The sequence below is a fragment of the Desulfobaculum xiamenense genome (assembly GCF_011927665.1).
GTDB lineage: Bacteria > Desulfobacterota > Desulfovibrionia > Desulfovibrionales > Desulfovibrionaceae > Desulfobaculum > Desulfobaculum xiamenense.
In genome coordinates this window covers 1,211,551-1,224,347 of record NZ_JAATJA010000001.1, presented here as the reverse complement: position 1 = coordinate 1,224,347, position 12,797 = coordinate 1,211,551, and the positions used below count along the sequence as shown (strand labels likewise).

Sequence of the window (12,797 nt, the reverse complement as noted above, 5' to 3'; positions counted from 1 at the left end):
TTCATGCCGAAGGATAAAAGCGTCGAGAAGGTTCTCGAATTCGAAGATCCCGTGCTTGCGCGCGAACTATTCGGCGCGCAGGACGCCAATCTCGCGGCCGTGGCCGCCAAGAGCGGCGTGCGTGTGGAATCGCGAGGGACCCGCGTGATGCTGCGTGGAGAGGACGCCCAGAGCGTGAGCTTCGCGGCCAATGCGCTCATCCAACTCTACGATCACCTGCGCGCGGGGCACAAGCTCTTCCCGCGCGACGTGGACTGCGCCCTCGGGATTCTGGATCGCAAGCCCTCGGCACAACTGCGCGACGTCTTCGAGAACGAGGTCTTCGCCGTCACCCCGCGAAAGCGCATAAGCCCGCGCACTCTGAACCAGCGCGACTATCTGCAGGCCATTCGCGAGCGTGACCTCATCTTCGGCATCGGCCCCGCTGGCACGGGCAAGACGTATCTTGCCGTGGCCATGGCCGTGAGTAGCTACCTGCGCCGGGAAACCAAGCGCATCGTCCTCACGCGTCCGGCCGTGGAGGCTGGCGAGAAGCTTGGCTTCCTGCCCGGCGATCTGGTCGAGAAGATCAATCCCTATCTGCGTCCGCTCTACGACGCCCTGCACGACCTGCTCGACTACGGCAAGGTGCAGGAAATGATCGAGGAGGGCATCATCGAGATAGCCCCGCTCGCCTTCATGCGCGGACGCACCCTCAACGACGCCTTCATCATCCTTGACGAGGCGCAGAACACTACCCCCGAACAGATGAAGATGTTCCTGACCCGGCTGGGCTTCGGCTCGCGCGCCGTGGTCACCGGCGACGTGACCCAGATTGACCTTCCGGGCGGAATCGAGTCCGGTCTGGTCAATGCTGCCCGCTGCCTCGCCGATGTGGAGGGAATTTCCTTCGTCCGCTTCAACGAAGGCGACGTCATCCGTCATCCCCTCGTGGGAAGGATAGTACAGGCCTATGAACGCCATTATCAGTCTAAGAAAGAAAAAAGCTAGCCAGCGCCCCGCGGTGGGCAAGGTCGCTTCCTCTTCGGGGGAGCGCTCGGTCCTGCCGCGCCTTGCCGTTGCCGGTTCGACGCTGGCCCTGCTTGCATTGCTGCTCGTGCTGCTCGTGTTGAGCGGGCTTGCCGCCGTGGACGCGACCTCCGGGCCGCGCCTGTATCTCGTCGGCGAGATCGCCGATCGCGATGTCGTGGCCGACCGGGAATTCCTCGTGGAGAACGCGGAGGCCACTCGCGCCAAGCGTCGGCAGGCCTCCGCCGCCCAGCCCGTCGTCTTCGACCTCACCCTCGACGGATATGAGACGCTCGAAAAGGGCGTTTATCGCGTTTTCGAGACGCTCAACAGTTCCCCGGCCGCCGAGCTGGAGGACGTGCGCTGGCGCATCGCCGAGGACCTCAACGCCGAAATCGGCACCACGGCCTTCCAGCGCTGGCGGCACGAGGACTTCCAAAACCTCGTCCTCGGGCGCGTTTTGCCGTGGATGAAGAAGTACCTCGAACGCGGCGTGGTGGCGGAATCCGCCGCCCTGTCGCGCTACGATTCCGGCATCATGGTCCGTGACGCCGCTGGTGGCATGGAGACCCTGCGCACCGATCCCGCCGAAATCGCCGACCTCGCGCGCCTGCGCCGCGACCTCGCCGCGTTCCTCAAGACGGAACTCAAGAAGTCGCTCGTGGTTCGGCGCGACATCTGGACCCTTATCGGTCCGCTGGTCGGCCCGAGCCTCGCCCTCGATCCGCAGGAAACCGCGGTCCGCAAGCGTAGCGTCATGGAGACCATCGAACCGGTGTATTTCCATGTGCGCGAAGGTGAGGTCATCGTCCGACAGGGCGAGGCCGTGAGCGAGGAACAGCATTTGAAGCTCAAGGCCATGGCCTCCTCGGTTGCGGAAACCTATGGTTTCGGACGCGCAATAGGCATTTTCGTGCTGGCTTCCGTGCTGGTGATGGGGCTGGTGATGTCCACCCGTTCCGGGCTGTGCACGGCGCTTCGCGGACGTGATCTCGCGCTTGTGGCGATGGTTGTGCTGCTGTTCGGCTGTCTGGCGAAGTTCCTTTCGCTGTTCGAGGGGCCGCTGGCCTTCTCCGCCGGGGCGTGGACGCGCGACCTGTTGCCCTACGCTCTGCCGCTGGCCGGGGCCACGGGCGTGCTGGCGCTGTTCTTCCCCTATGCGCTGTGCTTCTACGTCTCGCTCATTCTGGCCTTCATGTGCACGTGGATGTTCGGGGGCGGACTGCCCCTGTTCGTGTTCTATTTCGCCGGGGGCATGTTCCAGACCTTCCTCATCAAGCAGACGCACACGCGCTACGAGCTGTTGCGCAGTGTGCTGCCGCTGCTTGGCGGGCTGTTCATGGCGTGGTCCGGCGTGGCTATTGTGGAGTTGCGGGGCCTGCCCGCCATGGCCATGGGCGCGGTCTATGTGCTGGCCGGTGGCGTTGTCTCGTTGCTTTTGGTGCTGGCCCTGTCGCCCATCGTGGAGTTCCTCATCGGCTACACGTCGCGCTTCAAGCTCATGGAGCTGATGAATCTCGAACAGCCGCTTCTGCAGGAACTCATGGTCGCCGCTCCGGGCACGTATCATCATTCCCTCGTCGTTTCGAACATGGTGGAGGCCGGTGCTCGGGCCATTGGCGCGAATCCGTTGCTGGCCAAGGTCGCGGCGCTGTACCACGACATCGGAAAGATCACCAAGCCGCAGTACTTCATCGAGAATCAGCTTGCCCGCGAGAAGAACAAGCACGACAAGCTGACGCCCTCCATGAGCGCGCTCATTCTCATCTCCCACGTCAAGAAGGGCGTGGAGCTGGCGCACGCGCACAAGCTCGGCGTCGAGATCGCGGACATCATCCAGCAGCATCACGGCACCACGCTCATTTCCTTCTTCTACCACAAGGCCAAGGAACAGGCCGAGGCCCGTGGCGAGGAGGACGTGCGCGAGGAGGAATTCCGCTATCCCGGTCCCAAGCCGCAGACCAAGGAGGCCGGTCTCATCCTGCTGGCCGACGCCATTGAGGCGTCTAGCCGCACGCTGACCGATCCCACGCCGTCGCGCATCAAGGGCCATATCGAGTCGGTCATCAAGCGCATCTTCTCCGATGGGCAGCTTGACGAGTCCGAACTCACGCTGAAGGATCTGCATCGCATCAGCGAGATATTCCACCGCATCCTGACGGGTATCTTCCATCAGCGCATCGAGTACCCGGCCGGAGCGCAGCCGCGCATAGACGGTCAGGCTCCCCGCGCCGATGCCGCGCCCGCCGAGGCCGCCCCTCGCGAACGCGAGGAGGAGCGCCCCCGCACGGAACGCTCCGAACGCTCTGGCGATTGTGAGCGCGTGGTGGATATGTCCGGCCATATGACGCCCGGCCGTGACGGCGATGCGACAACGCAACTCAAATTCAACAAGACGAGGGCAGGCGGAGCATGATCGCCGAAGAACTCTTCGAGCAGGGACGCATAGTCCTTGATACTCACGCGGCGCTGAATCCCACGTTGCCGCTTTCTCCGCGCGGGCTTCTGCCCGTGGTGCGCCTCGTGCTTGCCGTGCTCGGCATGCCCGAGGCGGAGGTGGAGATCATCGTGGTCGACGACGCCAACATGGCGCACTACCATCACGACTTCAAGGGACGCACCGGTCCCACCAACGTGCTGTCCTTCCCGGACGAGGACCCCGAGCGCCCGAACTACATCGGTCAGGTGGTGCTTTCCGCGGATACGCTGGCCCGCGAGGCCGTGCTGTATGGGCAGATTGGTGTGGAGCATCTGGCGCGGCTTCTGGCGCATGCCTTCCTGCATCTGGCGGGCTATCCCCATGGTGAGGAGATGGAGGCGCTGACCGAGGCCGCCGTTGACGCCGTGGCCATGTCCCTCGACGCTGACGACGACTGAACGCGAAGCGCATGATCGCAACATGGAGCGGCACCGGCGGGGCATCCCGTCGGTGCCGCTTTTTCGTGAAGTGGGGCAGGGCGTGGCTGTGGGGGGGGGGCTGGGGGCGTTGGCACCGGTGTGGCGCAAACGGGACGGCGTAATCCCTTGGTCCGCCAGTCCGCGCCGTGGGCCGATTCCCCCTTGTCGCACTTTACAATGGTTCGTGTTCGGCGTTAAATGACCGTTTCTTCTTTGTCTGGCACTGAATGGAACCGATTATCTGACAGGGGAACGCCATGCCCAAGAGTTTTCTGAGCATTCTCGATCTCGATCGGAATGAGGCCCATGCCCTCGTGCGCCGTGCGCACGAAATGAAGCGTACGGACTACCGCAGCGACCTGCTGGCGGGTAAGACCGTGGTCATGATCTTCGAAAAGGCCTCGACTCGTACGCGAGTCAGCTTCGAGGTGGGAATCCGACATCTGGGCGGAACTCCGCTCCTCATGACCCCTGCGGAATCCCAGCTTGGCCGCAACGAACCCCTGCGCGATACCGCGCGCGTCCTGTCTCGCTACTGCGTTGGACTGGTTGTGCGCACATTCGGGCAGGAAAAGCTTGATGAACTGGTGAAGTGGGGCAGTGTTCCCGTGGTCAACGCGTTGACCAACGAGTTCCACCCCTGTCAGGTCATGAGCGACATGCTCTCCATGTACGAGCGCACCCCGGACTTTGAAGGCCTCAAGGTGGCCTGGGTGGGCGACGGCAACAACATGGCCCATTCATACATGAATGCGGCCGTGCATTTTCCCTTCGAGCTGGTTATCGCCGCGCCCGAAGGATACGATCCCGACCCGGCCATCCTCGACAACGCACGGCGTCTGGGCGCACGCGTCAGCGTCACCCGTGACCCGCGCGAGGCCTGCCGGGGCGCGCACTACGTCAATACGGACGTGTGGGCCTCCATGGGACAGGAGCAGGAGCAGAAGAAGCGCGAAAAGGCCTTCGCCGATTTTCAGGTGAACGACGAGCTGATGGCGCTCGCCGCGCCAGACGCCAAGTTCCTGCACTGCCTGCCCGCCCACAGGGGCGAGGAGGTTTCCGAGTCCGTCCTCGAGGGGCCGCAGTCGATCATCTTCGATCAGGCCGAGAACCGTCTGCACATGCAGAAGGCCATCCTCGAATGGGTTTTCACCGCCTAGCATTTTAATCAGAGGAACCAATGAGCAAAGACATCAAGAAAGTCGTCCTGGCCTACTCCGGTGGCCTCGACACCTCGGTCATCCTTGCATGGATCAAGGAAACCTACGACTGTGAGGTCGTGACCCTCACCGCCGACCTCGGTCAGGGCGAGGAACTTGACGGCATCGAGGAGAAGGCCCTCTCCACCGGAGCCGTCAAGGCCTACGTCGAGGACCTGCAGGAAGAGTTCGCCCGCGATTTCATCTTCCCCATGTTCCGCGCTGGTGCCATCTACGAGGGCCGCTACATGCTCGGCACCTCCATAGCCCGTCCGCTCATCGCCAAGCGCCTCGTGGATATCGCTGTGGCCGAGGGCGCGCAGGCCGTGGCCCATGGCGCCACCGGCAAGGGCAACGATCAGGTGCGCTTCGAGCTGTCCGTGACCGCTCTCGCCCCCGGTCTGCGTACCATCGCCCCCTGGCGCGAGTGGGACCTCAAGTCCCGCACCGACTGCATCAATTTTGCTAAGTCCCACGGCATTCAGACTCCCATGAGCCATGCCAAGCCCTATAGCTGTGACCGCAACCTTCTGCATTGCAGCTTCGAGGGCGGCGAGCTTGAGGAGCCGTGGAACGAGCCCGGTCCCCAGTCCTACGCCATGTGCGTGCCCGTGGAGCAGGCTCCCGACGCCGCCGAGATCATCACCATCGACTTCGAAAAGGGTGACGCCGTCGCCATCAATGGCGAGAAGCTCACCCCCGCAGGCATCATGCTCAAGCTCAACGAGCTTGGCGGCAAGCACGGCATTGGCCGCGTGGACATGGTCGAGAACCGCTTCGTGGGCATGAAGTCCCGTGGCGTGTACGAGACCCCCGGCGGTGCCATTCTCTTTGCCGCCCATCGCGACCTCGAAGGCATCACCATGGACCGCGAGCTGATGTCCCTGCGCGATTCCCTGATCCCCCGCTACGCGGGCATGATCTACAACGGCTTCTGGTACGCCCCCGAGCGCGAGGCCATTCAGGCCTTCATCGATAAGTCTCAGGAGCACGTCACCGGCACCGTGCGCATCAAGCTCTACAAGGGACAGGTCATTCCCCTTGGTCGCCGTTCCCCCTTCTCCCTCTACGATTCGGCTCTGGCCACCTTCGAGGAGGACGAAGTCTACAATCAGGCCGACGCCGCCGGCTTCATCAGGCTTCAGGGCCTGCGTCTGCGCGGCTTCGCCAAGCGCTAGGAGCGGATCATGGCCGAAACCAAGATGTGGGGCGGCAGGTTCGCCGCGCGCACGGCGGGTTCCGTCGAGGAATACACCGCTTCTGAGCACTATGACCGCGCCCTCCACGCAGAGGACATTCGCGGCTCCATCGCGCATGCGCACATGATGGCCGGGTGCGGCGTCCTCACCGACGCCGAGGCCGCCGCCATCGTCGCAGGACTCGAACAGGTGCGCGAGGAGATCGAGAACGGCAGCTTCCAGTGGAAGCGCGAGCTCGAAGACGTGCACATGAACATCGAGGCCCGTCTGACCGAGATCATCGGTCCGCTGGGCGGAAAGCTGCACACCGGTCGTAGCCGCAACGATCAGGTTGCCCTCGACTTCAGACTGCACGTCACCCGTCGTCTGAACGAGTGGCGCGGCCTGCTGGCGCACCTCGTCGAGTCCCTGCAGCGCAAGGCCGACGAGCACCGAGCCACCATTCTGCCCGGTTGCACGCACATGCAGCCCGCACAGCCCGTGAGCCTTGCGCATCACCTGTTGGCCTATGCCTGCATGTTCATGCGTGACAGCGACCGTGCCGCGGACTGCGCGCGCCGTTCGGCCGTTTCGCCGCTTGGTGCCGCTGCGCTGGCTGGAACCACCTATCCCTTCAACCCGGCCGCCGTGGCCGAGGAGCTGGGCATGGGCGGCGTGTTCGCCAACTCCATGGACGCCGTGTCCGACCGCGACTTCGTCATCGAGGCCGTGTTCACCGGTTCCATGGTTATGGCGCACCTTTCCCGGCTGTGCGAGGAGATCATCATCTGGTCCAATCCGGCCTTCGGTTTCGTGAAGCTCCCCGACGCGTTCGCCACTGGTTCGAGCATCATGCCCCAGAAGAAGAACCCGGACGTGGCTGAGCTGATGCGCGGTAAGACCGGACGAGTCTACGGTTCCCTGACCACCCTGATGACCCTGATCAAGGGCCTGCCGCTGGCCTACAACCGCGACATGCAGGAGGACAAGGAACCCTTCTTTGACGCCGATCGCACCGTGCGTGCGTCCGTGGCCATCATGGCCGACATGATGGACGCCCTCGGCTTCGACGTCGAACGCATGCGTGCCGCCTGCGCTCGCGGGTTCCTTAACGCTACGGAACTGGCCGACTACCTCGCGTCCAAGGGCATGCCCTTCCGCGAGGCGCACCACGTCACCGGTGCAGCCGTGGGCTTCGCCGAACGGCAGGGACGTGGACTCGAAGACCTGACCATCGACGAACTGCGTCAGTTCTCCGAACTCATCGACGAGGACGTCTACGAGGCCCTCGCCTACGAGACCGCCGTCGCCCGCCGTGAAACCACTGGCGGAACCGGTCCCGGCTCCGTCTCCAGACAGATCGACGCCATCCGCGCATGGCTCGACGCCGAACGCGCCGAGCACTAGCACCAGCGGATTGCCATAATGCATTGATGGAAGGCCCCGGCGAAAGCCGGGGCCTTCCTGCGTTCTGCACGATGTGTTGCCAACGCAGAGCGAGCTAGACCCGCTGCGCGGAGCGTCGCCTCCGGCGGCCGGGCTCTGCCCGGACCCGGTCAAGGGGGTGACCCCCTTGACAATCCTCACTAGGGTTTCGTCGCGCTAAGCCGTACGGTTTGCCAAGGGCAGACGGCCCATCGCATGTCGGGGGTCCAGGGGGCCAGCGGCCCCTTGGCCGGCGGAGCCTGCGTCTTGCATGCGGCAGGGAACGATACGGTAGGGTGCGGCGCTGGCCCGCTGCGCGAAGCGTCGCCTCCGGCGGCCGGGCTCTGCCCGGACCCGCTCAAGGGCCGTGGGCCCTTGAGAATCCCAATTAGGGGGAGCGTCGCGCAAAGCCGTACGTTTTGCCGAGGGCAGGCGGCCCATCGCAAATCGGGGTTCCAAGGGGCCAGCGGCCCCTTGGCCGGCGGAGCCTACGTCTTGCATGCGGCAGGGAACGATACGGTGGGGTGCGGCGCTGGGGATTGCACTTGTGCAAGAGAAGGTGAAGTAGCGTTTTTTCGCTTCGGGTCGGGATAAAATAGCCAAAATAAAAAGGGTGTTGATTAATGCATGTTGAGGCTCTATGGTTTCTTTCATGGTGAAAGAGTTTTTCAACTCAACATCGGAGTGTACCCATGGAGCGTAAGGATGTATTGTCTGGCCCCGGGATCGGTAGAGAGTTCCTTTCGAGATACGCAGGCTACCGTCCCATGGTGAAACTGCTGATGACGCATGGAAAGATTCGTACCACCGAGGAAAAGGCGGCGCATTTGCGTTTCGTTGTTGATCGGCTTGTCTCGCTGGCGGTGGAGAACAGTGACGCGTCGCGCCGGCAGGCCTACAGGTTCTTGAACGACAACAGGATACTGATGCGTCTGTTCGACACGATTGGCCCGTGCTGCAGCGAGGAGGGCGGATCCTACGTTCGCCTCAATCCCATCGGCGGCAGCGGCTCCGCATCGACGATGACGATGGTCGAACTGCCTACCATTGTGAAGTAGCCAAAGAGTGAACGAAAAAACGCCCCGCGGGCCAGTGGCCTGCGGGGCGTTTGATGTGTGTCGGAAATGGATAAAACCGGAGAGAGGGGGAAAGGCGTCCTGCGTGAGGATGCCTTTCCCCCTTTCTCCGGCCAATCGGACGAAGTGAGCGAAGCGCTCTAGCGGGGGCGGAAGGTGATGCGGCCGCGGGAGAGGTCGTAGGGAGAAAGTTCGACGGTGACCTTGTCGCCGGGGAGCACGCGGATGCGGAACTTGCGCATTTTGCCGGAGATGTGCGCGAGCACCTCGTGGCCGTTTTCCAGCTTTACGCGGAAAGTGGCGTTGGGCAGGGCTTCTTCGACGACGCCCTGTACTTCGATTGCATCTTCCTTGGGCATAGAACCTCCGAGTTTTGATATTCATGAGCCAGCCGCTGTGGGCGGGCTTCGATTCGGCTTTTTATGGTCAATCGGCCTGATATGGCCCGAAAGCGCCTACATCATGGACGCTCGCGCGTCAAGTTCCGGACCCCGTTGCGTCGTGTTTGCAGGGGGTTGCGCACAGCGCTAGCGGGAGCGGTCCAATGAAAATATCAGGTATGCCGGATTGCTACAAGAAGCGGATAAAAATTGCGGGGAAAAGTGGCGGAGGGACACAGGAGTCGAACCTGCCAATCGTTTCTCAACGATCCTACGGGTTTGAAGCCCGCGCCCATCACCGGATGAGACGTCCCTCCGTGGAAGCAAGTGGTGAGGTATCAGTTTTGCGGCCGGTATTCAAGGGCCGAAGGGGTGCCACGTTTACGTCGGCGTGTTTTTCTGAGTTGGGCGCAGGAGGAAAGGTGCTTCTGTCGGAATGTGTGCGTTTTGGCGTTGTGTGCGTAGAACATTGCGGAATGAAACATCTTTTGATGGCGGCGAGTGCGTGGACAGCGTCTGCTGCGTATGGTAATTTTTTAAGGTTCACGGCGCGGGCATGACGCGAAAAAAGGAAAAATAATGGGTTCGCCCATTGCCTGCCATAGATTCAGTTCTTATACTGCCGAACAACCTGCAAATCAGCGCATGCGCGCCAATCCCATAGAGGAGTTCCGACTTGAACAACTTCGCCAAGAACCTCTTTTTATGGGCGGCCATCTCCCTGGTCATGGTCGTCCTCTTCAACCTGTTCAACCAGCCCCCCGCCCCGCAGCTGAAGTTCAGCTATACCGAGCTGCTGGAGCGCGTGGACAAGGGCGATGTGGTGGAAGTGAAGATCCAGGGCCAGCGCATCACCGGTTCCGTGGTCGACGGGCAACGCTTCGTGAGCTTTGCGCCGGACGACCCCAGCCTCGTGCGCCATCTGCTGGACAGAAAGGTTCAGGTCACCGCGGAGCCGGATGAGGATTCGCCGTGGTACATGACGCTGTTCATCTCGTGGTTCCCCATGCTGCTCCTCATTGGCGTATGGATATTCTTCATGCGGCAGATGCAGTCCGGCGGGGGGAAGGCCATGAGCTTTGGCCGTTCGCGCGCCAAGATGATCACCCAGGATCAGAGCAAGGTCACCTTTGATGACGTTGCTGGCGTGGACGAGGCCAAGGAGGAACTCTCCGAAATCGTCGAGTTCCTGTCCAACCCCAAGAAATTCACCCGCCTTGGCGGTCGCATTCCCAAGGGTGTGCTGCTCGTCGGCCCTCCCGGAACCGGTAAGACCCTTCTGGCCCGTGCAGTCGCCGGTGAGGCCGGAGTGCCGTTCTTCTCGATCTCTGGTTCGGACTTCGTCGAGATGTTCGTGGGCGTCGGCGCATCCCGTGTGCGTGACCTGTTCATTCAGGGCAAGAAGAACGCTCCCTGCCTGATCTTCATCGACGAAATCGACGCGGTGGGCCGTCAGCGCGGAGCCGGTCTTGGCGGCGGTCATGACGAGCGCGAGCAGACCCTGAACCAGTTGCTGGTCGAGATGGACGGTTTCGAGTCCAACGAGGGTGTCATCCTCATCGCGGCCACCAACCGGCCCGACGTGCTCGATCCGGCGCTGCTGCGTCCCGGTCGTTTCGACCGTCAGGTCGTGGTGCCCACGCCCGACGTTCGCGGCCGCGCGCGCATCCTCGAAGTGCATTCGCGCCGTACGCCGCTTGGCCCCGATGTGGACATCATGAGCATCGCGCGCGGTACGCCCGGATTCTCCGGTGCGGACCTCGAAAACCTCGTCAACGAAGCTGCCCTGCAGGCCGCCAAGCTCGGCCGTGATCAGGTCCTCATGGACGACTTCGAGACCGCCAAGGATAAGGTGCTCATGGGCAAGGAGCGCAGAAGCGTCATCATTTCCGAGGACGAGAAGCGCACCACCGCCTATCACGAGGCCGGTCATGCCCTTGTGGCCAAGATGATTCCCGGCACCGATCCGGTGCATAAGGTGTCCATCATTCCCCGTGGCATGGCGCTTGGCGTGACCCAGCAGTTGCCCGTGGACGACAGGCACAACTATTCCCTGAAGTTCCTTGAGGGCACGCTGGCCGTGCTGCTCGGCGGACGACTGGCCGAGGAGATCATTTTCGACCAGCGCACCACCGGAGCATCCAACGACATCGAGCGCGCCACGGACATGGCCCGCAAGATGGTCACCCAGTGGGGCATGAGCGAAGCCATTGGTCCGCTCGCCCTCGCCGAGAAGGACGATTCCGTGTTCCTGGGCCGTGAGATGATCCGGCATAAGAACCACAGCGAAGAGACCGCACGCCTCGTGGACGCCGAAATCCGGCGCATCATCGAGGAGGCCCACCTTCGCGGCAAGACGATTCTGGAAGAGAACATCGAGGCCCTGCACTCCATCGCCGCTGCCCTGCTCGAAAGAGAGACCATTTCGGGCGAGGACATCGACAAGCTCATCAAGGGCGAAGCCCTGCCTCCCATGGAGAATGGCGTGAACGGATCGCGGCGCAGCTTTGGCGCTGCCGCTCCGGCCGCTCCCGACGCGCAGGTCGAAGCCGAGGGTGCCGCTGTGGCCACGGCTGACGAGGCGACTTCCGGCGAGGCCGACCAGCAGGGCCTGTTCAAAAAAATGATGAACGATGAAGTGCCTCTCCGAAAGGCACAGGAGGGTGATGAATTCACCCTCGAACCCGGCGACGCGGAGGAGCATCCCACCGCGCCGGGGAAGGAAGGGAAGGACAACTAGAATGCATGGACTTGTTCACTGGAACGTTTCAGGGGGGAGGGTCCTTGGCCCCGCCCCCTTTTTCGTTGTCGGCATCGTCAACGTCACGCCCGACTCGTTTTATGACGGCGGCGCGCATGCCACGCCCGAGGCGGGTGTCGCGCACGGCCTGAAGCTGATCGAGGACGGCGCGCACATTCTCGACGTCGGCGGCGAATCCACCCGCCCCACGGCGGAACGCGTGGGCACCGGCGAAGAGCTTCGCCGCGTTGTGCCCGTGGTGCGCGAGCTGGCGCGGCATATCCGCGAGAAGGAACTCGACACCGTCGTTTCCGTGGATACCTACAAGGCTGCGACGGCCGCCGCCGCGCTCGAAGCTGGCGCCGTGATCGTCAACGACGTTTCCGGATGCCGTTACGATCCCGAACTGATCGACGTGCTGGCCCAGTATCAGCCCGGCTATGTGCTCATGCACTGCCAGGGCGTGCCCGGCAGCATGCAGAACGAGCCGTCCTATGTGGACGTCGTCGATGAGATCATGGACTTCTTCGACCAGCGCCTGCGCACGCTCACCCGTGCCGGTGTGCCCGAGGAAAACATCGTCCTCGATCCGGGCGTCGGCTTCGGCAAGACACTTGAGCACAATCTCGAAATTTTGCGCAATATCGAGATATTCGGCCGCTTTGGCCTGCCCGTGTATGTGGGCCTGTCCAACAAGTCCCTGTGGGGCGCGCTGCTTGGGCTGGAGACGGACCAGCGGCAGAACGCCACGCAGGTGGGCACGGCGCTTTTGGCGTCGCGCGGCGTGCAGATCCATAGGGTGCACGAGGTCGCCATGACCGTGCAGACGATGCGGATCGTGCAGGCCATTGACCGGCGTTCCGTACGCGGTCGGCTCGGAGTGGAGTAGGCCA

General features: G+C 62.8%; 10 protein-coding genes and 1 tRNA gene. 9 read left to right on the top strand and 2 right to left on the bottom strand.

The genetic code is table 11. From position 1 onward, the window contains the following. Positions 1 to 3: 3 nt before the first annotated feature. From GGQ74_RS05565 to GGQ74_RS05535, 7 genes are all read left to right on the top strand, one after another. The gene (locus tag GGQ74_RS05565; RefSeq protein WP_167940516.1) at positions 4 to 990 is read left to right on the top strand and encodes a PhoH family protein; all 987 of its coding nucleotides are present in this window, start codon (positions 4 to 6) and stop codon (positions 988 to 990) included. Continuing rightward, positions 953 to 3,424: an HD family phosphohydrolase gene (locus tag GGQ74_RS05560; protein WP_167940515.1), complete on the top strand. Its 2,472-nt coding sequence runs from the start codon at positions 953 to 955 to the stop codon at positions 3,422 to 3,424. The genes GGQ74_RS05565 and GGQ74_RS05560 overlap by 38 nt, the downstream gene beginning before the upstream one ends. Next, on the top strand, positions 3,421 to 3,885 hold the full coding sequence (ybeY, locus tag GGQ74_RS05555; protein WP_167940514.1) for an rRNA maturation RNase YbeY: 465 nt from the start codon (positions 3,421 to 3,423) through the stop codon (positions 3,883 to 3,885). Before GGQ74_RS05560 ends, ybeY begins: the two co-directional genes overlap by 4 nt. A 278-nt stretch (positions 3,886 to 4,163) precedes the next feature. Further along, the gene (argF, locus tag GGQ74_RS05550) at positions 4,164 to 5,066 is read left to right on the top strand and encodes an ornithine carbamoyltransferase (RefSeq protein ID WP_167940513.1); all 903 of its coding nucleotides are present in this window, start codon (positions 4,164 to 4,166) and stop codon (positions 5,064 to 5,066) included. A 20-nt stretch (positions 5,067 to 5,086) separates the two neighbouring features. Continuing rightward, the gene (locus GGQ74_RS05545; RefSeq protein WP_167940512.1) at positions 5,087 to 6,283 is read left to right on the top strand and encodes an argininosuccinate synthase; all 1,197 of its coding nucleotides are present in this window, start codon (positions 5,087 to 5,089) and stop codon (positions 6,281 to 6,283) included. Between the two features lie 9 nt (positions 6,284 to 6,292). After that, positions 6,293 to 7,690, top strand: a complete 1,398-nt coding sequence (argH, locus tag GGQ74_RS05540; protein ID WP_167940511.1) for an argininosuccinate lyase — start codon at positions 6,293 to 6,295, stop codon at positions 7,688 to 7,690. Positions 7,691 to 8,400: 710 nt separating this feature from the next. After that, positions 8,401 to 8,766 carry a bL17 family ribosomal protein gene (locus GGQ74_RS05535; RefSeq protein ID WP_167940510.1) on the top strand — a complete coding sequence of 122 codons (366 nt, stop codon included), beginning with the start codon at positions 8,401 to 8,403 and terminating at the stop codon, positions 8,764 to 8,766. Between the two features lie 158 nt (positions 8,767 to 8,924). Here the strand turns inward: GGQ74_RS05535 and infA are convergent, their stop codons facing one another. Both infA and GGQ74_RS05525 read right to left on the bottom strand, forming a co-directional pair. Further along, positions 8,925 to 9,143 (bottom strand): translation initiation factor IF-1, encoded by a 219-nt coding sequence (infA, locus tag GGQ74_RS05530; RefSeq protein WP_167940509.1) that lies wholly within the window; start codon positions 9,141 to 9,143, stop codon positions 8,925 to 8,927. 244 nt (positions 9,144 to 9,387) lie between these two features. Then, a tRNA-Sec gene (locus GGQ74_RS05525) sits at positions 9,388 to 9,481 on the bottom strand. Between the two features lie 359 nt (positions 9,482 to 9,840). On the opposite strand from GGQ74_RS05525, the gene ftsH reads away from it, so the two are divergent. Both ftsH and folP read left to right on the top strand, forming a co-directional pair. Further along, positions 9,841 to 11,904: an ATP-dependent zinc metalloprotease FtsH gene (ftsH, locus tag GGQ74_RS05520; RefSeq protein WP_167940508.1), complete on the top strand. Its 2,064-nt coding sequence runs from the start codon at positions 9,841 to 9,843 to the stop codon at positions 11,902 to 11,904. 1 nt (position 11,905) lies between these two features. After that, complete coding sequence (gene folP, locus GGQ74_RS05515; RefSeq protein WP_167940507.1) at positions 11,906 to 12,793, top strand: dihydropteroate synthase; 888 nt, start codon at positions 11,906 to 11,908, stop codon at positions 12,791 to 12,793. Positions 12,794 to 12,797 lie beyond the last annotated feature (4 nt).